We start from the raw sequence: 24,726 nt of genomic DNA, 5'->3' as shown, positions 1-24,726 counted from the left end.
CACCATGCCTCGTATGCTCTACCATGCTCCTTTCCCCCTCAACCCCCAGGCCACTTCGGCCTCGGGGATCAGGCCAGTGCGTATGCGGCAAGCATTCGAGGAAAGCGGCTATGAGGTCATTGAGATTACCGGTAATGCTCGCCAGCGACGTAAAGCCATTGCAGATGTGCGCGCCTTGTGTGTCTCAACCCCGGATCACGGCATTGAGTTTGTGTACTCGGAATCAGCGACCATCCCGACCATGCTCACCGAGCCCCACCACCTGCCACCCCACCCCTTGCTTGACCCCAGCCTTTTTGCACTCGCGCGCACTTACGGTATCCCTACGGGCCTGTTCTACCGCGATATTTACTGGGCTTTTGATACCTATACGCAGCAGGTCAGGCAGCCTCTGGCGACGCTCATGCGCCTTCTGTACCGCTACGATTTGGCGTGGTATCGCCGATACGTGGATCGCCTCTACTTGCCCTCACTCGCAATGGGAGAGCATATTCCAGGCATTGATCCTACCCGGATGGGATCTTTACCTCCTGGTGCCATGACCTTCCCTCTCAGCTCAGAGGAGCAAGTCCCCGAGCGACCGCATGCAACAGCCAGGCACAATGTCCCTGGTACGCCGTCGCTCCGATTGCTCTACGTTGGGGGAATCGGAGATGCCTACGACCTGGCTGAATGCGTCAGAGCCGTCGCAGGAGTTCCGTACGCACATCTGACGATCTGTGTGCGAGCGGGTGAATGGAAAGCGCAATACTCTCGCTATGAGCCCCTCCTTGCCGACAATATCGACATTGTCCATGCTGGAGGGGAGGAGCTCGCCGTGCTCTATGCCCAGGCTGACTGTGCCGTTCTTTTCCTTAAACCTGATGAATATCGCCGCTTCGCTTCACCCGTCAAACTCTATGAATACCTCGGGTACGCTAAACCGGTGATTGTCACCTCAGGGACCCACGCGGCCACCCTCGTTGGCAATGCCGAATGCGGGTGGGTGCTGCCCTACGAGGTTAGTGCCCTGCGTGCCCTTCTCTTGCGCTTGTCCTGCACGGAGGGGGGCGCTCAAGAGCTTGCTGCCGCGACGGCGCGCTCCCGGGAGGAGGGACAGCGTCACACGTGGACAGCGCGCGCACAGCAGGTCGCCAAAGAACTGAGGGCACTTAAACGTGAGGGCTCTTCCTCCTCTGCTCTGGATGCGAGCGCATTATGACCCACCGCTGGAAGCACTGGCGTAATGCTCACCCCACCGCTTCTCATATTCTCACCCTTGCCTCTGGTACGGCCGCAGCGCAGGTAGTGGTTGTGCTTATCCACATCCTCCTAGCCCGCATCTATACACCAGAGGATTTTGGAGTTTTTGCACTCTATACCTCCGCCACCGGCGTCATTATTGTGCTTGCTGGCGCTCGCTACGAGATGGCGACCATGCTGCCCGCTCATGATGTCGATGCGCGCGTCATCCAGACTCTTGCCCTTCGGATCATTCTTTTTTCCGCGGCTTTGACCTTTCTCCTTGCCCTTGCCTGCTACCCATGGCTCGCCGCCCTACCCTCCATCGGTCCCCGGCAGGCAACAGTATTCCTCGGGGCGGGCGTGACGGTGGCCTTAAGCGCCACCCTCGCTGCACGTACCTTTTGGCTGACCCGCACAGAACGATACGGTGTGTTGGCGGGGAATCGGGTTCTCCAATCGGCTTCTTCTGCCATCGGTCAACTTCTATGCGGCCTCGTCGGCCTGGGCAGCGCCCTGGGACTCATGATTGGACAGGCCACCGGGCAGCTTTTAGCGCTGCTTCGTTTGCGTGCACACACTCCAGAACTTCGCCAAGACCTCTCTGACATTGCCGATGGACGACCTGTCCCCACTGTGCGTGAGATGGCTATCCGCTATCGGCGTATGCCCCTACTGAATGGCCCTAATGCGGTGGTTGATGCTCTGCGTGTCAACGGTATTAATATCCTGATCGCCCAGGTCGCGGTGAGCCAGCTCGGCCAATTTGACCAGGCATGGCGTCTTCTCCAAGTCCCCGTTGCACTCGTCACCGGAGCCGTCGCCCAGGTCTTTTTCCGGAGGTTGACGACCGTTGAACCTGGACAGATGCGTCCCCTGGTTATGCGGCTCGTCCGTAGGGCAGCCCTGGCCGCTATTATCCCCTTCACATTCATCTTCTTGCTCTCTCCCACTCTCTTCCCCCTTATCCTTGGATCCCAGTGGGATCAGGCAGGCTACTTTGCCCGAGCACTCACGCCGTGGCTTGCCATGACGGTGATGACCTCTCCTATTTCCCAAGTCTTTATCGTCACTGAACGCCAGCAATGGCTCTTGGGATTCGCCATCGTCTACTGCATAGTTCCTCTGACAATCCTCTACTTCTCACCAGCAGACCTCATGACGACCATCAGTGTGATGAGTGCGGCGATGGCCCTCCTCCTGGGGGGCATGATTCTCCTCGCCCGTCACGTCTCGACCCTCTATGACCGTCAGGGGAGGGCAACTTCGTGATCGCTGAAGGCGCGCTGCAAACACGACATGATCAAGGGCGTCGGCCTCGTGTCCTCTATGTGACGGCATGGCTGCCTACACCGGCCTCGTTAACGACGGGGATCTTTGTTGAGCGCGACATTCGAGCCTTGACGCGCATAGCTGACATTCACGTCATCCACCTCCTTGCCCCCCACCTGGCTGCCAAGGCCCACCTCCACGAAACCTGGCAGGAAGCAGGCCAGACAATCACCGTTGAGCGCGTCCTGACGACCCCCTCGCACCCGCTTTCGCTCCTTTCTGCAGGCAGACGAATACGCCGTAGGTTCGCTCAGGTCGACCTCCTCCACACCGCCACGCCGCCTGCCCTACTGGCTCTGGGAGCGACGCATGTGCCCATTCCCTGGGTACATACGGATCATTGGTCAGGATATGCCGATGTGCCCCTCCCTGTACGACTGGGCGAGAACTTACCCGCTGAGTTTTCCCCTGCCCAGGAGGCCTCCTCACCCAGTGTGGGTAAACGCCTGACTCTTCGAATGCTGGGGAGCATGATGCGCAGGGTTGATGTCCTCGTAGGGGTGTCAGCCACGTTGAGCGCTCAGATGGCGCATCTGTCGGCACGTGAGGTGACCACGGTTCCCAATATCGTGGATATGGCCCTGTGTGAGCCACGTCCTCATACCGATCCCTGGGCACACACCCGCCCCTTGCGCATTATTAGCGTGGCTAATGCCGTCGAAGGAAAACGTCCCCTCCTGGCTGTCGCTGCCTGCGCTGAACTTATTGCACGAGGCAGGCCCGTTGAGCTCACGTGGGTGGGGGAGGGGCCATTGCTTCCCTCGATGCGCGCATCTGCTGAGCGTGCTGGCGTTCCCATCTACACGCCGGGGGCGTGTCCTCCCACTCAGGTGCGCGAATTACTAGCTGACAGCGATCTATTCCTCCTCCCCACAGCATGGGAGACTTTCTGCCTGGCCGCCGCCGAGGCATTGAGTGCTGGCCGCCCCGTTGTCATGGGGGATCAAGGCGGGCAGCGTGCCTTCGTCCACCCGCCCTCGGGGGTGCTCGTTTCCGGCGAGGATCCGGCTTCCTACGCCGACGCCGTTGAAGCCGTCTTACGGGCCACGGCAGGGTTGTCAGCCGCTGAGATTGGCCAGGATATTCGTCAGCGCTACAGTCCAGAAGCATTCACTGAATGCTATAACCAGATTTATTCCCCCCTGCTCTCGCGTTAGACAGACCTGCTCTCGCGTCCCGGGAGATCGGGACGCTGGTGCGTTATTCCTCGTGAGCGTCTACAAGGGCCTGTACAACGGCAGCGGCTGCATGCCCATCCCCGTAGGGAGTGGCATCCGTTGGTGCAGGCTGCGGGCGATGAATAGCGTCAAGTAACTCAGGGCCAGGCTCAGCGAGGACATTCCAACCCAGCTCCACTGTTTCTATCCACTCAGTTTCTGGACGCACTGTCGTCGCTGGAACGCGCAATAAAAACGCTTCCTTTTGCAGGCCGCCCGAATCAGTAATGATCGAACGCGCGTGGCAGGCGGCAGCAACGAGATCGGGGTAGGACAGTGGAGCGTGAGAGAAGAGGTTGCCTCGGTCGATGCTGATACCATGCTCAGCGCACTTAGCGATGAGGCGAGGGTGAGCGAGCAGGATGACCGGAGCATCACAGCGTGCCAGAGAATCGAAGATTTCTTCGAGGCGATCTTTGGTGTCAGTGTTATCCGGGCGATGAATGGTGGCCAGGTGGTACTGATCCCCAGGAACAGGGTTGGCAATGGGGGAGGGGCGTTGGGCGACTTCGTCACGAATCGCCAGAAGAATATCGGTCATGACATCGCCCACGCACACGCTTCGCGCTTGGAGACCCTCGTTGTGTAGATGAGCCATTGCCGTAGGAGTGGGGGCAAGAAGGAGGTCGGCGGCATGGTCAGTGAGGACGCGGTTATGTTCTTCGGGCATACGACGGTTGAAGGAGCGTAACCCCGCCTCCAGGTGAGCAACGCGGATGTGCATCTTAACGGCGGCGAGGGCGGCCGCGACGGTCGAATTTGTGTCTCCGTAAACGAGAACCCAGTCAGGGCGGTCGGCCTCAAGAACTGCGTCAAGGGCAGCGAGCATCGCGCCCGTTTGTCGGCCATGTGAGCCGGAGCCAATGCCGAGGTGTACATCGGGGGGAGAGATTCCAAGATCGGTGAAAAAGACATCGGAGAGCATCGGGTCGTAGTGCTGACCGGTGTGAACAATGATGTGCTCAATGCCTGCGTTATGAAAAGCTCGGTCGATAGGGGCGAGCTTGACGAATTGTGGGCGTGCACCCACCACAGACATGACTCGCATGAGGTCTCTCCTTTAAGTGAATGCCATTCGGCAGACGTCACTGGTAATAACTTGGGAGTAGCAGGCCCCACAACGAAGCACGCAGAATACAAATAGCACAACGTAAATGCAGTGCGGTGAACAGGCGCAGTGAACTCGTGCGGTGCAGGGAACAGGTACTCACCAACCTTCCTCTCCTAGCACCATACACGCGAGTGGTCGCTTCTAAGCGACCACTCGCGACACGCTAGGCTGAAGGGAGTAGTCACGCGCCTGAAAACATCAAGGAAGGATTTGTTGTGGGGATGCGCCAAGATGCAGTAGATGTGATGATTGCCACGCGCATCCATGCTCCTGAAGCCGCCGCCGCTGCCTTTCGCCTCAGCGCCGTTGAAAACGCCGCCATCGTCGCCGGGTACCGCACGCATGTTCTCACCACCTGTGATGCTCGTGAGCAAACACCTGCTGATGACCGCCGCTCCCCACTCCTTCGTATTTCTCGCTGGCCAGTCCTGCGCGATGCCTCGGGGTATGTCCGGGGATACCTGCCCTATATGAGCTTTGATCTTCCTCTCTTTGCTCGCCTTCTCTTCGCACCTCGTGCGCGTGTCCTCCTCGTCGAACCACCTCCCACCACCGGTCTCATCGCTCGCGCTGCCACCGTCCTGCGCTCCCTCGGTGGCAAACGCTTCCCCTATGTGTGGTATGCCGCGGATATCTGGTCGGATGCCGCGGCTATCGCTGGAGCACATCCCCTTGTGACCACCCTCGTGCGCCGGATGGAGCGCTGTACGATCACAGGTGCAGCAGCGACGATTGCCGTCTCCGAGGGCGTCGCCCGACGTGTCCGTGAGCTTGCGCCCGACGCCCGCGTTCACGTTATTCCCAACGGTATCGACACCAACATCTTCACCCCAGATGCACCCCCACTGACCGCTGTCGAACGTGAAGAGCTTGGCATTACCGGCCCCTTCTTCCTCTACGCAGGTACCGCCTCAGAATGGCAGGGGGCTGAGATCTTCGCCCACGCCATCGCACGCGTGCGCGAACGTTATCCCCACGCCCAACTCGTTTTCCTTGGACAGGGCAGCTCCTGGGAGACAATCGCGCAGATCAAAAAGCAGATCATGACCTTTGAAGCCCAGCAGGGGCGGGCCTCCACCAACGCGCCTGTCATTCAACTACCCCTGGTCCCTCCGGAGCGCGCAACACGTTTCCACGTCAGCGCACTGGCTGCCCTCGTATCCATCATTCCCGGACGAGGCTACGATTTCGCTTATCCTACAAAGATTCTCTCCGCGCTCGCCTCAGGCATTCCGGCCCTTTACGCTGGCGTTGGGCCAGCAGTCGAAGACATTCGCACCCACCGCCTCGGCTGGGCTGTCGACTACGAGGTCAGTGCTATTGCTGCTGCAATGTGTGAGGTTCTTGAGATCAGCGAAGATGCGGCTTTGGCCGACAGTCGGCGTGCTCACCTGCGCCAATGGGTGTGTGCGCACCGCTCAATGGAAGCGACAGGTCGCCAGGTTGTTGACCTTCTCGACAGTGTGATGGTGCTACCGTCTGCCTCCTAAGATAGACACCACGCTGTTGAACACCGGGAATCACAGTTTATTGAAGGCATACGAAAGAAGAAGCGTCATGCGAATTGCCCTTGTCGCGTGTGGGAAGATCGGTCTCCCCCTCGCCGTCCAATACGCTACGAAAGGCCATGAGGTCATTGGCGTGGATATCTCTGAGCGCACTGTCGCTCTCATTAACAAAGGGAAAGAACCCTTCCCCGGGGAGGCCCACCTCGCCTCCTCACTTGCAGAGGTGGTAGCTGCGGGCCGCCTGCGTGCCACCACCAGCTATGCCGAAGCGATCCCCACGGCAGACGCGGTTGTCATCGTCGTTCCGCTTTTCGTTGACGAGTCCGGCGCCCCCGACTTCTCGTGGATGGATGCTGCCACTGTCGCTCTGGCTGAGCACCTCACCCCGGGCACCCTCGTGTCCTATGAGACCACCCTGCCTGTGGGGACAACGCGTACCCGTTGGGCTCCCATGATCGAATCGATCTCAGGCTTACAAGAAGGTGTGGATTTCCACCTAGTGTTTTCTCCTGAACGAGTGCTTACAGGTCGTATCTTTGCTGACCTGCGCCGCTACCCTAAACTTATCGGCGCTCTCAGCGCTGAAGGTGCTGCTGCTGGACTTGCCTTCTACGAGCAAGTGCTTGACTTTGACGAACGCCCCGACCTTCCTCGCCCCAATGGCGTATGGGATATGGGTAGTGCCGAGGCAGCAGAGATGGCAAAGCTCGCCGAAACTACCTATCGTGACGTTAATATCGGACTAGCCAATCAATTCGCTGTCTACGCTGATGAAGCAGGTATTGATATTCAACGCGTCATTGAGGCATGCAATTCTCAGCCTTTCAGTCATATTCATCAACCGGGTATAGCTGTGGGCGGGCACTGCATCCCTGTCTACCCGCGTCTATATCTTTCGACTGATCCTGACGCGAGCATTGTTCGTACAGCGCGGGGATTCAACGCTCAGATGCCCGAGTATGCGGTGGAGCGCGTTGAACAAACACTAGGATCTTTGGCTGGACTGACAGTTGCTGTATTGGGAAGTGCTTATCGCGGTGGGGTGAAGGAAACGGCTTTTTCGGGCGTATTCGCTACCGTTGATGCTCTGCGCGCTCGCGGGGCGAGGGTCGTAGTACATGACCCTTTGTACAGTGACGAAGAACTGGCCGCCTATGGTTGGGAGGTCTACCACATGGGCGAGGAGGTTGATGCTGTGATTATTCAGGCTGACCACGCCCAGTATCGAGAACTCTGTCCCGCTGATCTGCCAGGAGTACGCCTTCTTTTCGATGGGCGTCGTGTGACGGATCCGGCACGCTGGCGGGGGCATGTCAGGATGGTCATTGGTGCGCCAATCCCCACTTCTATCGAGGAATGAGGAGTAAAGAGGGCATAATAGAGCTGGGTAGATAATCGCTTACTCACGAATGGAAGGCTGAAACTAAATGAAGGGTATTATCCTCGCAGGAGGTTCTGGTACTCGCCTGAACCCCATCACTTTGGGAACCTCAAAGCAGCTCGTCCCTGTGTATGACAAGCCGATGATCTACTATCCCCTGAGCACCCTGATGCTGGCCGGCATTCAGGATGTTTTGGTGATTACCACTCCGCATGATGCGCCTGCGTTCGAGCGCCTTTTAGGCGATGGTAATCAGCTCGGTGTCAATATTTCCTACGCTGTCCAAGAGCAGCCAAACGGTCTTGCCCAGGCATTCGTCCTCGGCGCTGAACATGTCGGCAATGACTCGGCAGCTCTGGTACTTGGAGACAATATCTTCTACGGCCCGGGCATGGGTACTCGTTTGCGCCGTCACGTCGACCCAGATGGCGGCGCCGTCTTCGCCTACCACGTCTCCAATCCATCAGAGTATGGGGTGGTTGAGTTCGATGAGGACTTTAAGGCAATCTCCATTGAAGAAAAGCCTGTGAAACCGAAATCTCATTATGCTGTTCCCGGCTTGTATTTCTACGATAACGATGTAGTGAGTATTGCCCGTGATCTCAAACCTTCTGCCCGAGGTGAGTATGAAATCACGGATGTCAACCGTGTGTATCTTGAAGCCGGAAAGCTTGCTGTCGAGGTACTTCCCCGAGGCACCGCATGGTTGGATACCGGGACTTTTGATTCCCTTGCGGATGCGACAAACTTCGTTCGAACGATCGAATCGCGTCAGGGGATGAAGATCGGCGCGCCTGAAGAGGTGGCGTGGCGCATGGGCTTCATTGATGATGAAGGTCTGCGTGAGCGCGCCGAACCGCTTGTAAAGTCAGGCTACGGGCAGTATCTGCTGGATCTTCTGGCCGAGTAGTTCGTGTTACCTATGCAGGATACGTCGAAGCTTCTCATTATTATTCCCGCTTGGAACGAAGAGGCTGTCCTCGGAGACGTTCTTGATGAGCTCCGTCCTTTATCTCAAGGGGCGGATATCCTTGTCGTTTCTGATGGATCTGTCGACGACACGGTTAAAGTCGCCCGCGAACGCGGCGTTTCCTGTCTTGATCTACCCCTTAATCTCGGGGTTGGCGGTGCAATGCGTGCGGGGTTTCTCCATGCGTATCGCCACGGGTACGACTGGGCACTCCAACTTGATGCCGACGGGCAGCACGACCCACGAGAAATCGCGACACTCATTGAACACGCGAGGAACAGCGGTGCAGACGTTGTGATTGGAGCTCGCTTTGCAGGGAAAGGCACTTACAGTGTCAGTGGGCCGCGTTGGTGGGCCATGAGAGTACTCTCAGCGGTGTTGTCGGCAGTCTGTAGCACGACGTTGACAGACACGACTTCAGGTTTCAAGCTCATGTCTCGACGAGCAATCGAGATTTTTGCTCGGGAATATCCCGCTGAGTATCTCGGTGACACCATTGAGGCCTTGGTCATCGCGAAGCGTTCAGGACTGCGCATATCTCAAGTGCCTGTTGCTATGCGGCCTCGTGCGGGCGGGGAACCCTCACAAAGCCCGATTAAAGCTGCTGGTTTCCTGATCCGTGCGTGGTTTGCATTGCTCATTTCGCTCACCCGCCGTTCCTTAACCGGAGGAAGGAAGGCATGACGAGTTATTTTCTGGGGATACTCTTCTCCATTCTCGTTTTCGTGGTCATCTTCATGAGCTTACGGAACGCGAGGATGAAACAGCGCTATGCCACATGGTGGGTTGCTATTGCCTTTGCTGTCCTCACCGTCAGTATTTTCCCTGATGCAATGGCCAATGCCGCACGCTCCATTGGCATCATTATTCCTCTCAACCTTGCCTTCTTCCTGGCCGGATTGACGCTGCTGTTTATCACGCTTCAATACTCGGTGGACCTGTCTCGTCTCCTAGACGACAAACGTCGGCTGGTTGAAGAGATCGCTGAACTTGACCACCGCGTACACGAACTTGAGGAAAAACTCTCCTCACGCTGACGCCTCTTACGTACCTCATGAGGAAAGAAAAATGATTGTTTTTGTCGCAGGCACCACAGCCGAATTCATCAAGATTGCTCCGGTCATCGTTGAGCTGGATAAGCGCGGCATTGACTATCGAATCTGGAGCACCGCACAGCACGTTCAGGGCGTTGAGGAAACATTGGCAGATCTGGGAGTGCGCCAGCCGGACCGCTACCTGGTGCGTAAGCACCGGGTAAAAGGAGTTGCCACGGTGTCTCAGGTTCCCAGTTGGCTGGCAGATCTGACTGTGACCACCCTGCGCTCCTTGTCTACTTTGCGTAAGGAAGCTGACAAGGGGATTGTTGTTGTTCATGGCGACACTTTCACTACGGTTATCGGGGCTATTCTTGGCCGAACTATTGGTGCAAGGGTTGCTCACATTGAGGCTGGATTGCGTTCCGGCTCGTGGCGGAGTCCTTTCCCGGAAGAACTCAATCGTCGGATTGTTGGACGCCTGGCGCATATTCACTTCGCCCCAACTAGCCGTGAGGCTCAGAACTTGCGCTACCGCATCGGGCGTCGCGGGGTGAGGGTTGTCGTTACCGAGGCTAATACCGTCGTTGATGCTCTACGCTCAGCCAGAGAAAACATCGCCCCTGCACCTGAACTTCCTGACGAGTTCGGCCTCGTGACACTCCATCGTTTTGAGCTTGTTCACGATCGCGATGCCTATAGGGCAGTAATCGCTCGCGTACAGGAACTCTCAACAAAGATTCCGCTTGTGATGATTATTGGACATTCGGAACGGGTGCTTCTTGAAGAGAACGGATTTGGGGACATCTTCAACGATCATTTGATCCCCATCGACAAGCTTGCCTATTCGGCATTCCAGTCGATTCTCTTACGGGCCAAACTGGTTATTACCGACTCAGGTGGCCTTCAGGAAGAGTGCGCCGCACTGGGTATTCCTTGCGCGGTCCATCGGGCCTACACGGAACGTCATCAGGGGCTTGGGGAGAATATTGTCCTCACCAAGATGGATGTCGATGTGCTTGATGAGTTCATCGCCAATTGGGAAAGCTACAGGCGTCCCTCCAGTCTCGATAAATTCCATCCCTCTGAGATGATCGTTGATGTTCTTGAAGAAGGACCCCACGGTGAATAGGAAGCAGATCCTTCGAAGGCGACTCCGTCAGCTTCTTACTTCTATACGTGTTCTGTTTGCGCGTTCCCTTCCCCTGATCACTGTCTTTTTCATGACGATTTCCCTGGTGGGCTGGGCTTTCGCCTCACCGGTGGGTGGCTCGCCTGACGATGACTATCATCTGCCGTCCATTTGGTGCCCCTCAGGAGGAGCTAGCGGTGAGTGTCTGACACGAATGGTGAACGATAAAGTTGAGGTTGCTGTACCCGAGCCGATTGCGCGAGCATCTTTGTGCTATGCCATGCAGGCGAAGAAGTCAGCGGAATGCACCCTCTCTTTCGCTGATGACGTGACTGCGTACACTGCCCGCGTCGATCACGGCGACTATCCGCCTGGCTTCTACGATATCCACCACCTCTTTGCTGTCGATTCGGCGATCAATGCCTCAGTGTTATGGATGCGTGTGTTCAATGTGCTGGTGGCAGTCCTTGGAGTGACAGCCGTAATAGCGTTGAGCTCACGGGCTCAACGCTCGGAGATACTGATGGCATTGATGCTGGCGTGGATGCCGATGGGCGTATATTTCCTTGCCTCGAATAACCCGACTTCTTGGTCGCTGTCGGGGATCGCGATCTTTGCCAGTGCACTGTTCTCTGCCGCCCAAGCGAATGGCAAAAAGCAGTGGCTATTAAGTGCCCTCGCTGCTTTTGGAGCCTTGGTGGCCTGCTCCAGTCGCGCCGATGCCGCGTTTTATTGTTTTGTTGTGGCGGTCGCGTTCTACGCGCGCGTTCCCCTGTCAAAAAAGAGGATTACTCCATTTGTCGTGTCATCCGTGGCTGGCATTATTGGTGTCATCATCATGCGCAGCTCGGGTCAGTCCGGGACTATTGGTGTCAGTCAAGTTGATTACGGTGTACCTTTCCGGCGCTTGGTGATGAGCAACATTATCAGTCTGCCCGAGTATTTCGCCGGTTTTTATGGGCGAGAATGGGGGCCGGGATGGTTTGACGTACCCTTGCAAGCAACAGCAACGATTGGCTCGCTACTCGTGGTCGGCGCAGGCTTGTTTATTGGCGCACGGAGTCTGGATCTACGTAAAACTCTCTCGGCCGTGGTGCTTGTCGGCGCATTGGCGGGCATCCCTGTGGTGATGATGGTTAGCCAAGGATATCTCAAGGCCTACGTCTACCAGCCACGGTACTTGTTACCGCTATTGGCGGTTTTCTTCATGGTATGGGTGTCCTCAACAGATCGTCAGGCACTGCATCTCACTTCAGGGCAAAAGGTCTTTTTTGCAGGGCTACTCTCTGCAGTGAATGCGGTGGCTCTACATTCACTGATGCGTCGCTATGTGACAGGCATTGATATCCCCTCCTATGATCTCAATTTCCAAAAAGAATGGTGGTGGTCATTGCCGATCACACCTATGGCGTGGTGGATGTTTTCCTCTGTCGCATTCTTTGTCGCGATCACCTGCGCCCTGCATCTGATCTTCACGTCGCAAGAAAAGGAAAAATCTCATGCCAGATTTGACGAGTCTTGACATCGTTATGCCAGTGTGGAATGAAAAGGACAACGTTCATGCCGCTCTGGAAAGCATTGAAGAATCAGCAGCCCACGCGGGAGTGAGCACCCGCCTGATCGTTATAGATGACGGTTCCACCTTTGAACATGCCGTGTTCCTTGACGAACTTGCCAGTGAAGGCAGAATTCACTTGCTTCGCCAGGAAAATATGGGACGTTTCCTGGCACGTCAACGCGGAATGGAAGAAGTAGTTTCCGATTATGTTCTTTTAATGGACGCTCGCGTTCGTCTCTACCCTGATACCCTCACCACTTTGCGGGCGATGGTCCAAGAAGGCAGCCACCCTGTATGGAGTGCTCATGTGGATCTCTTGAACGCTGAATCCCCGTGGACATCTTTCTGGTTTGGGATTACCTGCGTCTGGTGGCGAGAATACTTTAAGAACCCACGTCGAAGTGTACTTACGGAGGATAATTTTGATCAGTACCCTAAGGGGACGGGGGCATTCTTTGCGCGCTCAGACCTCATGCGTGCAGCGATGGAGGCCTTCACTACGCGTTTTGAGGGACACTCTTTCAGCTCTGATGACACGGGACTTTTACGATATTTTGCGCGCAACGGCGGTATCAACCTCACCCCACAAATTCGATGCGGTTACTATGGGAAGGACTCTTTAAAAGGTTGGGTGCGCCAATCTTTCTACAGGGGGACGACCTTTGTTGATGGATACCTTCCTCAAGATGCCAATCCTGCCTACTATCTTTCGGCCGCATGTGGAGCCGTCGCTGTGGGCGCTGTCGGAGCATTTGTCGCACCGCGTGCCATGGCTGCGGGCGCTGCAGGTGTCGCTATCAGCGCTGGCATGGGAGCGCGTTGGTGTGGTGCCACACTGCATCAATCGGCATCGGTGACGGCGCTGTGCCTACCTTTTGGCATTGTTTTTGGAGCGGGTCTGATGCGTGGTCTGGCAATGGCAACTAAGCAATTCACTCGATAAGCGCCGATGTTTAAACGTATCGGCACGATCGGCGTCGCACTCATTATTGCGAGCATCTTGGGCGTACTCTTCTTGAGTGTTACCGCACGTTGGCTCACCCCAGATGACAATGCACGATTTATTGCCCTGTGGGGACTTCTTTTTGGCGGAGGGTCTATCCTGTCGCTGCTTGAACAGGAAGTATCCCGTTTGACAAGCCATGCGGCAACGCAGGGGCGAGGAGCTCCGCCTGCCGCTCTTCAGTATCTTGCGGTAGGCGTTATCGCCTCGGTAGTAGCCATTCCTTTTATCGCCTTCACCCGCTTGGGAACGACGGTGCTTGATGGCGACGTTGTGAGCACCCTGGCTATGGGGGCCGCATACGTAGGATTTTCTTTCCAGTTTTTTGTTCGAGGAACGCTGCTGGGAAGTGGACGAGAGAAGGCCTACGCAGGGGTCATTATTGGAGAGGCTGTCTCCCGTTTCCTCGTTCTCTTTGCTTTGATTGCTGTGAGTGTTGTGCCCCTACCTCGCTGGGCGTTAGTGGCCACGGCAGCAGGCTCCTTTGCATGGCTTGCCTTTATTCGACCCACTCGTGAACTCTTGGAGGGGGAGGGGCAGCGCTTTGGTATCACCACTATCATCACCCGGATGTCTTTACTTGCTCTCGCGAACGCTTTTCTTGCCGGTATTTTGACAGGCTATCCCACCATCGTCACAGTCATTGTGGGATCCTCGGAGGGATTGGCGGTTTTCTTCGCTGTCGTCGTGATTTCGAGGGTGCCTCTGGTACTTCTATCGCCGGTGCAAGCTGTCATTATTCCCATGACCACGAGGGCGCTGGCGCGTGGGGAGTGGCGCCGTTTACTTCAGCTTCAGGGTCGCTTGCTCGTCGGGATTGTGATCACATCTGTGCTAGTTGCTGGCGGAGCATGGCTTGCCGGCCCATGGCTTATCCGTCTGATCTATGGCCCCTCCTACGAGGCATCTGCCTTGTTGGTGGTTGTCTTATCGGTTGCTACTGTTTTCCTGGGTGGCGCACTGCTTCAAGCGGCTGTTTTCGTCTCTTTGGAGCGGTATGGAACTCTGGCTCTCACATGGGGGCTTTCACTCGGGGCTTCTGCCGCTGTCATTGCTATCACCCCAGGAAGCGGTGTTGTTGCCGGGACAGCAGGATTTGTTGCTGCCTCCATTGTGGCCTTATGCGTGTCTGGTGGGGCGCTGTACTACGCTCTGGGGCGTTCGTCGAGGTCAGTGCAGGGTGATCCTCGTCCTGAAGTGGCGGGGGAAACCCAATGACGGGTGATACAGTCGAACGAGGATCCCAGGAGAGGACCGTGGAAGCCAAAGTCGCAGAAGCGTCAGTGTATGCAGTGGTGGTGACCTACCACCCTGAAGAGAGCATATTGTCTCTATTGGACGCTCTGTCAACGCAATGTGCAGGTGTCATCGTGGTGGATAACGCCTCAGCTGCGAGCACGGTGGAGGCATTGGAACGATGGGCCGATGCAGAAAACAACAGGGAGTGTGTCGCTTTAGCAGCGAATGAGGGTATCGCGTGTGCTCAAAATATTGGTATTGATCGTGCGTTGGCACGCGGAGCTACCCATATTCTTCTCTCTGATGACGACTCTGAGCCGACAGAGTCAATGGTGGATGACTTGCTGACGGCGATGGTGAGTATTTCTCCACCCCCTGGTGCTGTGGGGCCGCTGGTAGGCGAAATGAAGGAAGGTGGGGATCAACTCGTCTATGTCTCTCGACGTTGGGGGCCCAGACGGGCTCGTCCTGATGAACTCGCAACGCAGGCCCTGCGTGTCCCTTTTTTGATCGCCTCTGGCTGCTTGATTGACGTGCGTTGCCTGAGGATTGTTGGGCTCATGAACGAGTCATTGTTCATCGATCACGTGGATTTGGAGTGGGGGCTGCGCGCGGGTGCCCACGGTTTTGCTCTGTACGCCATCCCGGGTGTAGTGATGGAGCATAGCCTGGGTGATATGACGACAAAACTATGGTGGCGAGCTCAACCGATTCATATTCATGCGCCGGTGCGCACATACTATCTTGTGCGAAATACGGTAGCGCTGATTCGACAGGGAACTTTTACGTTTCCTTGGGCACTGGGATATGTGCTGTGGTTGTGCAAGTACATGGCGTTTAACGCGCTTTTAGCCGATCGTCGGGGTGAACGCCTCAGGCAGATGATACGCGGGGTGGCAGACGGATTACGAGGGCGCTCAGGCCCGCGCTGAGAAGAGAAGCCTTGGGAGGGCGTAGAAGGCTGGAGCTGTGACACCTATTTTCGTGCACCACCATTTGCATGCGCCAGGCTATTGGAAGACACTCCCCGGCTAGGTTGTAAAACCCAGGCCGAGGAGTGTCGTCTATAAGGAGGGTTAGCCTCGAATTGCATCACGTAGGGCAAGCAAGTAGGTCATGCCAAAACGCGTGGTCGGCTCAAGTACGGCACTTTCTGCCCACTCATTCCAGGCATTGACAAACATGATTCGTGATTCGGGGGGACGCGTCATCAGGGCGTCCAGATGCGAGGCTACCCAGCGCCTGAAGGTGTAGGGATTTGAACCGTACCAAATGTCGGGTTTCCACTGGCGTCGTGCTGTGTTATCGAAGGTCACCATCACACCAGGGAACTCGTCATCGTCCATTACGCGTGCATTCTGCATTGAGGCGTCGGCACTGGCTTGGTAGCTCATGAAATTACCAGCGTAACGTGCATCAAGGCGGGCTTCTTTGGCAGGACCGGCGACCCACGGAAGCCCGTGAGGGGGGAACTCGAGAGTGCCATCAACCTCGGAACGTGAATCAGCATCAATAGCACCAAAATCTCGTGCCACTGCCACCGAGAGAATCATGAGCTCACCGGCGCCTGCCTCGCGGGCTCTGCGGCGCCATTCTCGGGCGACCTGACCAAAATGAGGCATCTGACCGGGCCGGTAGACGGCAATCATGGCCTTACCGTCAACACGGATGTATCGAGGATCCAGAAGGAACTCCATAATGTCGTCAATGAAGTCCTCTGCGGGTACCTGATCGTAGTCTTGGCCAATCAGGATGTCTTGGGAGCGTCCATCCCAGCGGCGCGTCCAATTCTCATTGGCCCACATAATGCAGTAGGGGAAGTCGACAGAGGACTCTTTTAGGCGTTCAATGGGAAGGTTGAGCACTCGCTCGCCCGAAAACCAGTAGTAGTAGTACATGAAGCCAGCAAGACCGTGGGCCTTGGCCATATCCGCCTGTTCTTGACGAACCTCGTCCAAACGCAGATCGTAAAAACCTAGATCAGTGGGTTGCTTAGGCTGGTAGTGGCCCTCATAGGCGGGAATTGCGCCAACAACATTGTGCCATTCGGTAAAACCGGTTCCCCACCAGCGGTCGTTATGCGGGGAGGGGTGGAACTGTGGCAGATAGAAAGGTAGGACTGTCGCGCGGGCTGTCGGCTCACTATCGGGAGAGTAGGCACGAAGGAGCGGGAGGAGGGCCTCGCGGTCTTCGACAGCCTCAATGGCATCGGAGGTAACCATCGTAAGCCCGGCTTCCTCAGTGGTAATACCAATAATCCGCTCGATTGCGTGCGCGGTCGTTCCATCCACCTGCCCAGCTTCGGGATCAAAGTCATCGGCAATGAGGTTGAAAGCGCGTAGCCCCTGCAGAACGAAACCGCGGCACCAGTACATGGAACCTGCGGGGAAATGCAGGGAATCAGGATCGATTGTCAATTCAATGCGACGCAGAAGCTGTTCAACAATACGTTGATCGCCACCCCAGAACTCTTTACCGACGATGTTGCCTGGTGCGGTAATGACACCAAGACGGGGATTCTCACGGAAGGCTGCCATGAGTTCTTCGACACGTTCAGTGGAAGGCAATAGAGCATCGAGGAATTCATCGCGCCATTGAGTACCTGAACCAGCCAGCTCATTATGCGCGGCTCGCCAGGGGCTCTTCTTCGTATGAATCTTGAGGATCAGATCGTAGGGGTCAAGCAGACGAGCGTTAACGAGCTGAACCATGGGGAATATGTCTCGACCGTGGTTGTCACAGTCAATGACGACACTATGATGAGCGTTTCCGAGAGTCTGAGGCAACGTGACCTTCTGGCCTGAGACATTGGTGACGAAAAGGTCGAAGGGGATGGGAATGTATTCAAGCCGCTGAAGTAACTCGGGCAGAAGATCGGTGTAGTAACAGTTAAGCACGACGGCAATGCGCGCAGGCTCGTCGATGACTAAACGATCGTCCACTCTCCAGGCGGCAGGGAAACCTTCATCCTGGCGGCCCCCCTGACGGCGCAAATAGGACACGAAGTCGGCAGGATGTTCGGAAGTATCCCCCTTAATGTTGCCTGTTTCAAGCAAGTTTATCGCTGCATGGCGGGCCTTATTGGAGTAGTGGTTCAGTCGACGGGCAACTCCTTGCCGTGTAATACGACGCATGGGCACTCCTACCAAAGATCGATATTGGTCAGATAACGGGCGGCAACCTCGGCACGAACTTCACGAACTTGTGTGTCAAGGTCGGGATGGGTGAGCATAGTGCGTTTAACGAAAGGGATCCCCTCGTCAAGTATGGCCTTCCATCCCTCGATAGTGGGGTTGTCATCGGGGCAGCCAAGCTCGGGCGCCGAGACGTAAGATTCGACTGAGTAACCTTCAGAGAAGGCCGCCCGGGAAAGCTCAATCTCGTAACGCAGGACAATTCGTTCCTTGTCAGGTTCAACGCGGATTCTGGCAAAAAACTCTTCCCATGCTGGATCCGCCAGGATTCCCCCACGAAAAGCAAGGAAGTAGCTTTGGTGATGGAGAACGTATTGGTGTGACGATGTGAGGGAGCGAATATCCGGTCCGGGCTCACACGCCCACTCAAGGATCTGTTGGATATCACTAAAGGGGCCGAGGAGTGAGTCGTTGGTAAGTAGCACCGTATTGGCAGTCTTTACCTGGGGGAGAAAAGCCAGGGCGGAGGCCCAGGATCCAAAGTCATAGCCGATATTGGGGCGGCGCAGAACCACAGTTGATGGGTGTAGCCCGTGGGGGAACTCAAGAGGATCTTCCGATGGGCAGGTCGAGATGATGATGGGCGTAAATCCTGCGCGCGCGAGGGCTGCCACGTATTCGGATAGAGAACGCGGCTGATCGGGGGCAGCGGAGTACTGCGCGATGAGTGCTATCCGTTCCGTGCTAATTGCGCTCAGATCCCCCTGCTCCACTTGGATGGTTGAAGGGGGTGCCAAATATGAAACTAATGGTCGGCGCTGTCGTGTCTTGATCAACGGTGTGTCACCCTCCGCAAAGGGGCAGTGCTCTTCCAAGAGAGAGAACTACGTAGGAGCCGGAGTTGATCCCACGCTTCCTGGGCTCGCCGCCTTTGGCGGGAAAGTTCTTTACGAGCAGCTTCGAGTTCTTTTTCAAGGCTGTTGCGTTCAGATTGTGCGTGTCGCAGTGCGGCACGCAGAAGGCGGATTTCTTCTTCGTGACTGTTTGACATGGTTATCTCACGTTGTGGGTGTCAGGGACGGTGGTGGCGCTCCATCGTCCTGGTGGGAGGGCAACGATCCCAGGTTCTTGAACCACCGAGTTGGCGCGCACGAGCATTTCTGTTCGACGGTCGGAGTAGTCGTAGATAGTTCCTTCGCTGACAATTCCAACGGAAAGAAGGTAGTGTCCGGGAAGAAAGAGAAGCGGGTCCATGGTGTAGTCGACGTAACTTGAGCCCGCATTAATGGTGTATGTGATGCCGGAGGCGCGCGAGTTCGGCCCGGCGATGCTCATCGTTCCACTGGTCACGAAAGCAAGGCCCACCTCAACATCATTAAGTGTTTCTTTGGCGTGAAGGTGGATACGGATGGTGGCTGCTTCCCCCGTGGTGAAGAAGGGAACGGGGTGGCCGGTGTGATCAAGGAATTCGACGCTAGTCATTCGACACTGACCGGTTCCTTGGTTATCGGCGCCTTCTGCGGTGGGATCAAAGTCGCCGTCTCCCTCCTCAGCTGCACGTTGAGCATTCTCGCGGAGGTTCACGTCAGCGAGGTAGGCCGAAATAACAGAGCCTGCGTCACCGATTTCACGAACCCGTCCGTGGTCAAGCCACACCGCTTCGTCACACATTTCTTGGGCGAGGCCCAGAGAGTGCGTGACGAGGGCGATGGTGGTGCCTTGAGCGCGGAGCTGACGCATAAGGTCAAAACATTTGCGTTGGAACTCTTCGTCACCAACGGCAATAATCTCGTCAACGATAAGGATCTCCGGGCGCACCGCCACTGCGACGGCGAATCCGAGTCTCACGGTCATACCTGAGGAATACACCTTGACAGGTTCGTCAATGAAGTCGCCGATATCGGCGTAGTCAATGATCCAATCGAGGGTATCGTCAATCTCTTTACGGGATCGACCGAGGATGGCACCGTTGAGGTAGATGTTTTCGCGTCCGCTGAGTTCGCCATGGAAGCCAGCGCCAAGTTCGAGGAGGGCATCGACTTTTGCGGAGACTTCCACCGAACCACTGGAGGGCTGGTAGACACCTGCCAGGATTTTGAGCATGGTGGATTTACCCGAGCCATTGTGTCCGATGAGACCGAAGGTGGAGCCTTTTTTAATGACAAAAGACACGTCATCAAGGGCGTGGAAAACGGAGCGTTGACGGGCCGCTCCGCGCATGACGCGTTCTTTTAAAGTGCTACGACGATCAGCATGTACTTCAAAGACTTTCGACACATTGCGAACAATGATCGAGTAGTCACTATCGGTTGAGGTAAGTCCATCAGACATGACTATTAGATCCTCTCGCCCAAGTCTGCCCCGAAGCGACGATGCACCCAAAAGGCCAGTAATGCAGAGACAAATGCCCAGAAGAAGCATGCGAGCCATTGGATGGCTGTGCCGGGGGAAAGATCATAGACAAGTGTCCTGAACAGAGTAATGAACTCTGCCATGGGAAGGACTCCCATGATCTGGCGCAGGGGGATGCCGTGGAAATGCTCGGGAACAAGAGAGAGCTGGTAGATGATGGGGGTGGCGTAGAAAAGGAGTTGGAGGAATACTCCCACGAGGTGTGCGAGGTCTCGTACGTGGATGTTCCACACGGCTAGGGCTGTAGCCAGTGAAGCAACGAAGAGGAGCAACAGGATAAAGAAGGGGATGAGGAGGAGCCATGTCCACGAAATATTCATGAGGAGGGCAAGGACAGCCAGAAGGATTCCCACTTCGATGAAGGACTGGATTGCTACTGCGTAACCAGCGCCAAGAATCGGCGCATAGGCAGGGAAGTAAACTTTTTGAAGGAGTCCGCCTGAACTGACAAGCCCATTGATTCCGGCGTTAATGGAGTTCTGGAAGAAGCCCCATATGGTGAGTCCAGCAAATAGCCAGATGGCAAAAATCGCGATGCCTTCGTGGCGTGAGGCAAGTTGAGGGGCTTGCATCTGGAATAGTCCACCGAAGACGAGCGTGTAGATCCCCAAGGTTGTCAGAGGAACCACTAACGACCACAGCCACCCCAGGGCGGTGGCGTTGAACTTTGATTTTAGGTCGCGCTGTGCGAAGGCATGGATAAGGTTCCACTGCTGCCAAAAGGTTCGCTTGGTGCGCGTACCCTTGGTCATCTGAGTACCCATTGAAGCATTCACCTAGCCATCGGTTGTGTGAAAACGGGAGGGTATCCCGCTATTGTCATCTGATCCATCATATTGGTGTGTCTTCCATTGCGTGTAGTCGGCACCTGCGTGAAATCACACTCTTTGTTCCTTCGTGTCAGGAAGAGAACGACGCCGACGGTCATAAATCATGGGTACGAACGTTGTCAGCAGGAGCAGCATCGTACTCAGGGTGGAGATGAGAAAGGCCTCGTGGAGGTAGCGCGGTTGGTATTCAAGCGTGACGCTATGTTCCCCAGCGCTGACGGCTATGCCGACGGTGCCGTCGCCTCGATTAATGATGTCGACAGGTTGAGAATCTACTGTAGCAATGAAGTTTCGGGCAGCGGCTTGGGCGATAACAACATGTCCTGGTGAGGCAGTCTGGACATTAAGGTCGATAATATCGCCGGTGTCACTCTTTATTGTGAGCGCAGGATCAATGCTGGCAGGCTGAGCTGGCTTTCCAGTCGCCTCAAAGCGAATACGAGGCAAAGCTGTGGTGCGTTCCCAAATCAGAGTATTCTCTCCGGCGTATACCAAGGGGAATCGCTCATCGCCGTGATTGAGGAAAAATGCCTGTCCATCTGGGGCAGTTTGGATTTGAGGAGCATGCGCAGCAGACGATGGCTGGGCGTTGATGTGTACCTTGATGTTCGCATTCTCGGTAGCAAAATCGTTAAGAGCGATGCCTACAGGAATGTGAATCCTCTCGCCATGAGGGAAGGCTTGCAGATGGTTTTCTCTGCGCTGGCCGGAATCGTTGCTTACCTCAACGGTAATATTTACCTCGGTGGAATTGTTAATAATAGTGACAATGCCGTTAACCTTTTCAAGATTCTCGGTGAGGGCTAGGTTCAGACCTGAGGGGGGAATGGTAGCCCAGTGGTCGCCCTCGGGGACATCGTAGCTTCCTGGGAGAGGAACGACAGAGGAAGGAACTCCTGGAATAGGTTCCGTTGCGGCGGCAGCGACATAGCGCACGCCGAGCTTGTCAAGAGCGGGATTATCAAAGGCCGTATCGCGAGTCGCATTGAGGTAACTGTAGGTGCCACCCTTGACAAAGACTGTGGGGTCAGCCTTCTGCAGGGCGGCCTTCCATTCTGGGGTGACGAAAGCGTGACCATTCACCATGCGGATATTGTAGATATTCGGCACATTCGGGCGCAGGGCCAGGCCTACTGTTGCCAGTTGGTTATGTCCCACCCTACTCGCAAGGTAATCAAGAGCTTCCGAATGGGGGTATACCTCGTTAGCGTCGGCTACGGGCCAGAAGTAGTTCAATGCAGGTAGAGGTTGCAATGCGATCGTGGCGAGCAAGGCTGACAAAGTAAGTGAACGCAAGAATTCAAGACGGATGGCGATCCACATGAGCGCTGAGATTAGAGCGAGGGGAATCAAGGCAATGGCGGCGTCCTGCTCATAGAAGTCAGGGTGAGGGATATCAGCACTCTGTGAGGCGTGCCTGATGGCATAGGCGAGGAAGAGCGTCGTCATGGTGGCGGTTGCGGCGGATGTCACCGAAAAACCGGGTTGGAGGAGCCTCCAACCTCTCCACTGACCTGTTGGAGACTTGCCCTCGAGCCACATGATCCCAAGGCCTGAGAAAACAGCAAGGGGGAGGCCAAGCTGTGCTCGAAGACGACCGGGGGGATTATTAGCCAGTAAAGGCAGATCGCGAACGAAGCTTCCCCAGTCCAATACGCTCTGGTAGGAAACAAAAGCGACAACGAATAGGCAAGTGCCGATGAATACCGAGGCGACGGACAGGGGAAGGCCCCCACGTAAAAAAGCTAGGCAACCAAGAACTGCGCTGACAAGGACGGCAGCACCAATGAATGCCGCTGCATCTTGGGGTGCAAAGGGAATATTAAGGCCACGAGGGAGAACCGTCGTCAACCAGTACACGGGCAAATCCTGTATGCTCGCCCAACTAGAGCGATAGTTGAGATCGGCATCGGAAACAATTGTTGTCGCAAAGGGGATGAGTTGGAATGCAGAAAGTCCAAATCCCGTGATAACGGACAGAAGAAGCCCGCCCAGAAGTGTGCCACATGAGGCGAGGCTCCTCCATGAGAAGGTCGGAATAACAGTGAGAGCAAGACTCCTCGCTAAAGCGTAGAGTCCGGCAACGATGAGTGAATGCCCCGCAACAATGGGGAAGCCCCCCAGGATGAGAAAAGTAACGGCCAACGCCACCGGAACAAGATCGCGGACGCGTCGTTGTTGGATAAAACGCTCAATCGACCATAACAGCATGGGGATGAAGGCCACGACGGTGCTTTGAGGCCAACCGTTCCACGCGATTGAGAAACCTGAAAACGCAGTGGCAAAGCCTGTTACTAGGGAAGCAAGGGGACTAAAACGAAGGCGGCGGGCAAATAGGTAAGCGAAACCAGCGGAGAAAGCTACTTCTACCAGTGTGACCCATGCCGGCGCGACAGAAATCGGGAGCACAAGCCAGAGGAAACGAGTGGGGGTGAGGAAAGCCAGGGAGGGGACTGCGAGGAGGGGGGCGCCGCCCTGGACAAGATTGGAGTGTAGGGGCCAGTCGCCTTCGGATATGCGATGAGTAATCTCAGAGAGGGAAGGTAACTGTGAATCTAACTGGTCAGTGATATATGGATTTCCATAGTGTTCGTCTTGAGCGGTAGGAAGCGCAGACCACGGGCTGAAGCGGTCAAGCATGTCATAGCCAGTGAGAACTTGATAACCGAGTAGGGGCTTAGCAAGTTGGATGCCAAGCATGCTCGCAATTGCCACCCAAAAAACGACTATGGGTAGCAGAGGTTTCAAACGTTGGCAATCAAACATTGCGGTGACCTTTGTCAGCCTGTCAGCGAGGTTAGTGGTGGGCAGCACGTCAAAAGATGCAGAAAATTCAGTCTACTAGAAGCTTGTATCTAGAACCATGCCTTCATGAGCCTCCACAGGTTTCGGTTGCCGTAGGAGGAGCAGGAGTCACCCACGCCGTTCATATTGTCTAACGCAGCAGTATTGGGTTGATAGGGGGTGTAGTTGTAGAGCGCCGCGGTCGCACTATTTTGTGGGGTGATTGAAGAGGCGCCGCAGGATGCGGAGGGGTGGAACTGGATGCGAGACGTTCTGCCTACCGCAAAATTATATCGGTGAGGTTCTTTCGTATATTTGACTAAGCGGGCGGCTGCTCCATAAACCTGCTTGGCAAATCCCGCTTTTGAAGGGTCGCAGGTACCGCTATCTGGGCAGGAGAGCCCCATCGCGCGCTCGTAGCGACTTTGGGTGAGAGTACTGCCCGAAGCGGTCACGAGTCCCTGTTCTTTTTGCAGCATAACAAGAAGTACTTGCGGATTAATGCCACAGGCTTTAGATGCTTTGTCAATGATTTGGGCGGCGGAATCTGAGTTCCCGGCCCTAAAAGCTGCGCAGTAGGGCAGAGTCATGGGTAGCGTCCGTTCGGTGTAGTGCTTAAGGCAGGGAACACCGTTGGATCTGGCCCGGCAAGAGCGCCCCTTGTCGTTAAGGAAGCTTTGAATGCTGGCAGCGTTCATCGTGTTGGGGGAAAAAAGTTGCTCGTCACTAATGATGGAAGCTGGGTTAAAACCCGACCGGTGTCCACCCCCCAGGGTGGTGGTGCGGCATCCGAGTGGGGTGTTGTGGCCTGCGCCTTGGTTGAGGGCGGTGACGCAGATGGTGTGTGTGCCGGGTTGGGC

Annotated in this window: 19 protein-coding genes and 1 pseudogene; 13 read left to right on the top strand and 7 right to left on the bottom strand. The window is 55.8% G+C overall.

Translation table 11 applies throughout. From position 1 onward, the window contains the following. Positions 1-4: 4 nt before the first annotated feature. From EII11_RS04165 to EII11_RS04155, 3 genes are read left to right on the top strand one after another with little or no spacing between them, the layout of a single operon-like run. Positions 5-1,201 carry a glycosyltransferase family protein gene (locus EII11_RS04165; protein WP_124869052.1) on the top strand — a complete coding sequence of 399 codons (1,197 nt, stop codon included), beginning with the start codon at positions 5-7 and terminating at the stop codon, positions 1,199-1,201. Then, positions 1,198-2,493, top strand: a complete 1,296-nt coding sequence (locus EII11_RS04160) for a lipopolysaccharide biosynthesis protein (RefSeq protein WP_124869048.1) — start codon at positions 1,198-1,200, stop codon at positions 2,491-2,493. Before EII11_RS04165 ends, EII11_RS04160 begins: the two co-directional genes overlap by 4 nt. After that, on the top strand, positions 2,490-3,710 hold the full coding sequence (locus tag EII11_RS04155; protein ID WP_124869045.1) for a glycosyltransferase: 1,221 nt from the start codon (positions 2,490-2,492) through the stop codon (positions 3,708-3,710). The genes EII11_RS04160 and EII11_RS04155 overlap by 4 nt, the downstream gene beginning before the upstream one ends. Positions 3,711-3,753: 43 nt before the next feature. Here the strand turns inward: EII11_RS04155 and wecB are convergent, their stop codons facing one another. Continuing rightward, positions 3,754-4,818, bottom strand: coding sequence for a non-hydrolyzing UDP-N-acetylglucosamine 2-epimerase (gene wecB, locus EII11_RS04150; RefSeq protein WP_124869042.1), 1,065 nt, complete (start codon positions 4,816-4,818; stop codon positions 3,754-3,756). 284 nt (positions 4,819-5,102) lie between these two features. Here wecB and EII11_RS04145 point away from each other — a divergent pair, with 284 nt between their 5' ends. From EII11_RS04145 to EII11_RS04100, 10 genes are all read left to right on the top strand, one after another. Then, positions 5,103-6,371: a glycosyltransferase gene (locus EII11_RS04145; protein ID WP_124869038.1), complete on the top strand. Its 1,269-nt coding sequence runs from the start codon at positions 5,103-5,105 to the stop codon at positions 6,369-6,371. A 67-nt stretch (positions 6,372-6,438) separates the two neighbouring features. Next, entirely contained in the window at positions 6,439-7,749 is a 1,311-nt protein-coding gene (locus EII11_RS04140) for a nucleotide sugar dehydrogenase (protein ID WP_124869035.1), read from the top strand. A 67-nt stretch (positions 7,750-7,816) separates the two neighbouring features. Then, on the top strand, positions 7,817-8,680 hold the full coding sequence (rfbA, locus tag EII11_RS04135; RefSeq protein ID WP_124869033.1) for a glucose-1-phosphate thymidylyltransferase RfbA: 864 nt from the start codon (positions 7,817-7,819) through the stop codon (positions 8,678-8,680). A 12-nt stretch (positions 8,681-8,692) separates the two neighbouring features. Further along, positions 8,693-9,424: a glycosyltransferase family 2 protein gene (locus EII11_RS04130; protein ID WP_124869721.1), complete on the top strand. Its 732-nt coding sequence runs from the start codon at positions 8,693-8,695 to the stop codon at positions 9,422-9,424. Then, on the top strand, positions 9,421-9,777 hold the full coding sequence (locus EII11_RS04125) for a DUF2304 domain-containing protein (protein WP_124869030.1): 357 nt from the start codon (positions 9,421-9,423) through the stop codon (positions 9,775-9,777). The genes EII11_RS04130 and EII11_RS04125 overlap by 4 nt, the downstream gene beginning before the upstream one ends. 31 nt (positions 9,778-9,808) lie before the next feature. Beyond that, positions 9,809-10,906: a UDP-N-acetylglucosamine 2-epimerase gene (locus EII11_RS04120; RefSeq protein WP_124869026.1), complete on the top strand. Its 1,098-nt coding sequence runs from the start codon at positions 9,809-9,811 to the stop codon at positions 10,904-10,906. Next, positions 10,875-12,428 carry a DUF2142 domain-containing protein gene (locus tag EII11_RS04115; protein ID WP_124869023.1) on the top strand — a complete coding sequence of 518 codons (1,554 nt, stop codon included), beginning with the start codon at positions 10,875-10,877 and terminating at the stop codon, positions 12,426-12,428. Before EII11_RS04120 ends, EII11_RS04115 begins: the two co-directional genes overlap by 32 nt. Beyond that, a complete protein-coding gene (locus EII11_RS04110; protein WP_124869020.1) occupies positions 12,406-13,407 on the top strand; it encodes a glycosyltransferase family 2 protein in 1,002 nt (333 codons plus the stop codon). The genes EII11_RS04115 and EII11_RS04110 overlap by 23 nt, the downstream gene beginning before the upstream one ends. A 6-nt stretch (positions 13,408-13,413) precedes the next feature. After that, positions 13,414-14,685, top strand: coding sequence for a lipopolysaccharide biosynthesis protein (locus EII11_RS04105; protein ID WP_124869017.1), 1,272 nt, complete (start codon positions 13,414-13,416; stop codon positions 14,683-14,685). Then, positions 14,682-15,638, top strand: a complete 957-nt coding sequence (locus tag EII11_RS04100; RefSeq protein ID WP_124869014.1) for a glycosyltransferase family 2 protein — start codon at positions 14,682-14,684, stop codon at positions 15,636-15,638. The genes EII11_RS04105 and EII11_RS04100 overlap by 4 nt, the downstream gene beginning before the upstream one ends. Before the next feature lie 144 nt (positions 15,639-15,782). On the opposite strand, the gene EII11_RS04095 is transcribed toward EII11_RS04100, so the two are convergent. The 6 genes and pseudogenes from EII11_RS04095 to EII11_RS10465 all read right to left on the bottom strand — a co-directional run. Then, positions 15,783-17,840, bottom strand: coding sequence for a glycoside hydrolase family 99-like domain-containing protein (locus tag EII11_RS04095; RefSeq protein WP_124869011.1), 2,058 nt, complete (start codon positions 17,838-17,840; stop codon positions 15,783-15,785). A gap of 8 nt (positions 17,841-17,848) precedes the next feature. After that, positions 17,849-18,637: a rhamnan synthesis F family protein gene (locus tag EII11_RS04090; RefSeq protein ID WP_240623057.1), complete on the bottom strand. Its 789-nt coding sequence runs from the start codon at positions 18,635-18,637 to the stop codon at positions 17,849-17,851. Between the two features lie 256 nt (positions 18,638-18,893). Further along, positions 18,894-20,171, bottom strand: coding sequence for an ABC transporter ATP-binding protein (locus EII11_RS04085; RefSeq protein WP_124869006.1), 1,278 nt, complete (start codon positions 20,169-20,171; stop codon positions 18,894-18,896). A 5-nt stretch (positions 20,172-20,176) separates the two neighbouring features. Then, positions 20,177-21,016, bottom strand: coding sequence for an ABC transporter permease (locus EII11_RS04080; protein ID WP_240623056.1), 840 nt, complete (start codon positions 21,014-21,016; stop codon positions 20,177-20,179). A gap of 114 nt (positions 21,017-21,130) precedes the next feature. Beyond that, positions 21,131-23,797, bottom strand: coding sequence for a YfhO family protein (locus EII11_RS04075; protein ID WP_165867055.1), 2,667 nt, complete (start codon positions 23,795-23,797; stop codon positions 21,131-21,133). Between the two features lie 140 nt (positions 23,798-23,937). Beyond that, positions 23,938-24,726 (bottom strand): annotated as a pseudogene (locus tag EII11_RS10465) (hypothetical protein); the annotation flags it as partial.

Source organism: Schaalia canis (assembly GCF_003858455.1).
Lineage (GTDB): Bacteria > Actinomycetota > Actinomycetes > Actinomycetales > Actinomycetaceae > Pauljensenia > Pauljensenia canis.
This window is presented reverse-complemented; position numbering and strand designations above follow the sequence as displayed.

Excerpts from the sequence above, each read along its gene's own strand:
- EII11_RS04165 (WP_124869052.1), top strand. The coding sequence starts at position 5 with ATGCCTCGTATGCTCTACCATGCTCCTTTCCCCCTCAACCCCCAGGCC.
- EII11_RS04160 (WP_124869048.1), top strand. The coding sequence starts at position 1,198 with ATGACCCACCGCTGGAAGCACTGGCGTAATGCTCACCCCACCGCTTCT.
- wecB (WP_124869042.1), bottom strand. The coding sequence starts at position 4,818 with ATGCGAGTCATGTCTGTGGTGGGTGCACGCCCACAATTCGTCAAGCTC.
- EII11_RS04145 (WP_124869038.1), top strand. The coding sequence starts at position 5,103 with ATGCGCCAAGATGCAGTAGATGTGATGATTGCCACGCGCATCCATGCT.
- EII11_RS04140 (WP_124869035.1), top strand. The coding sequence starts at position 6,439 with ATGCGAATTGCCCTTGTCGCGTGTGGGAAGATCGGTCTCCCCCTCGCC.
- rfbA (WP_124869033.1), top strand. The coding sequence starts at position 7,817 with ATGAAGGGTATTATCCTCGCAGGAGGTTCTGGTACTCGCCTGAACCCC.
- EII11_RS04130 (WP_124869721.1), top strand. The coding sequence starts at position 8,693 with ATGCAGGATACGTCGAAGCTTCTCATTATTATTCCCGCTTGGAACGAA.
- EII11_RS04125 (WP_124869030.1), top strand. The coding sequence starts at position 9,421 with ATGACGAGTTATTTTCTGGGGATACTCTTCTCCATTCTCGTTTTCGTG.
- EII11_RS04120 (WP_124869026.1), top strand. The coding sequence starts at position 9,809 with ATGATTGTTTTTGTCGCAGGCACCACAGCCGAATTCATCAAGATTGCT.
- EII11_RS04115 (WP_124869023.1), top strand. The coding sequence starts at position 10,875 with ATGTTCTTGAAGAAGGACCCCACGGTGAATAGGAAGCAGATCCTTCGA.
- EII11_RS04110 (WP_124869020.1), top strand. The coding sequence starts at position 12,406 with ATGCCAGATTTGACGAGTCTTGACATCGTTATGCCAGTGTGGAATGAA.
- EII11_RS04105 (WP_124869017.1), top strand. The coding sequence starts at position 13,414 with ATGTTTAAACGTATCGGCACGATCGGCGTCGCACTCATTATTGCGAGC.
- EII11_RS04100 (WP_124869014.1), top strand. The coding sequence starts at position 14,682 with ATGACGGGTGATACAGTCGAACGAGGATCCCAGGAGAGGACCGTGGAA.
- EII11_RS04095 (WP_124869011.1), bottom strand. The coding sequence starts at position 17,840 with ATGCGTCGTATTACACGGCAAGGAGTTGCCCGTCGACTGAACCACTAC.
- EII11_RS04085 (WP_124869006.1), bottom strand. The coding sequence starts at position 20,171 with ATGTCTGATGGACTTACCTCAACCGATAGTGACTACTCGATCATTGTT.
- EII11_RS04080 (WP_240623056.1), bottom strand. The coding sequence starts at position 21,016 with ATGGGTACTCAGATGACCAAGGGTACGCGCACCAAGCGAACCTTTTGG.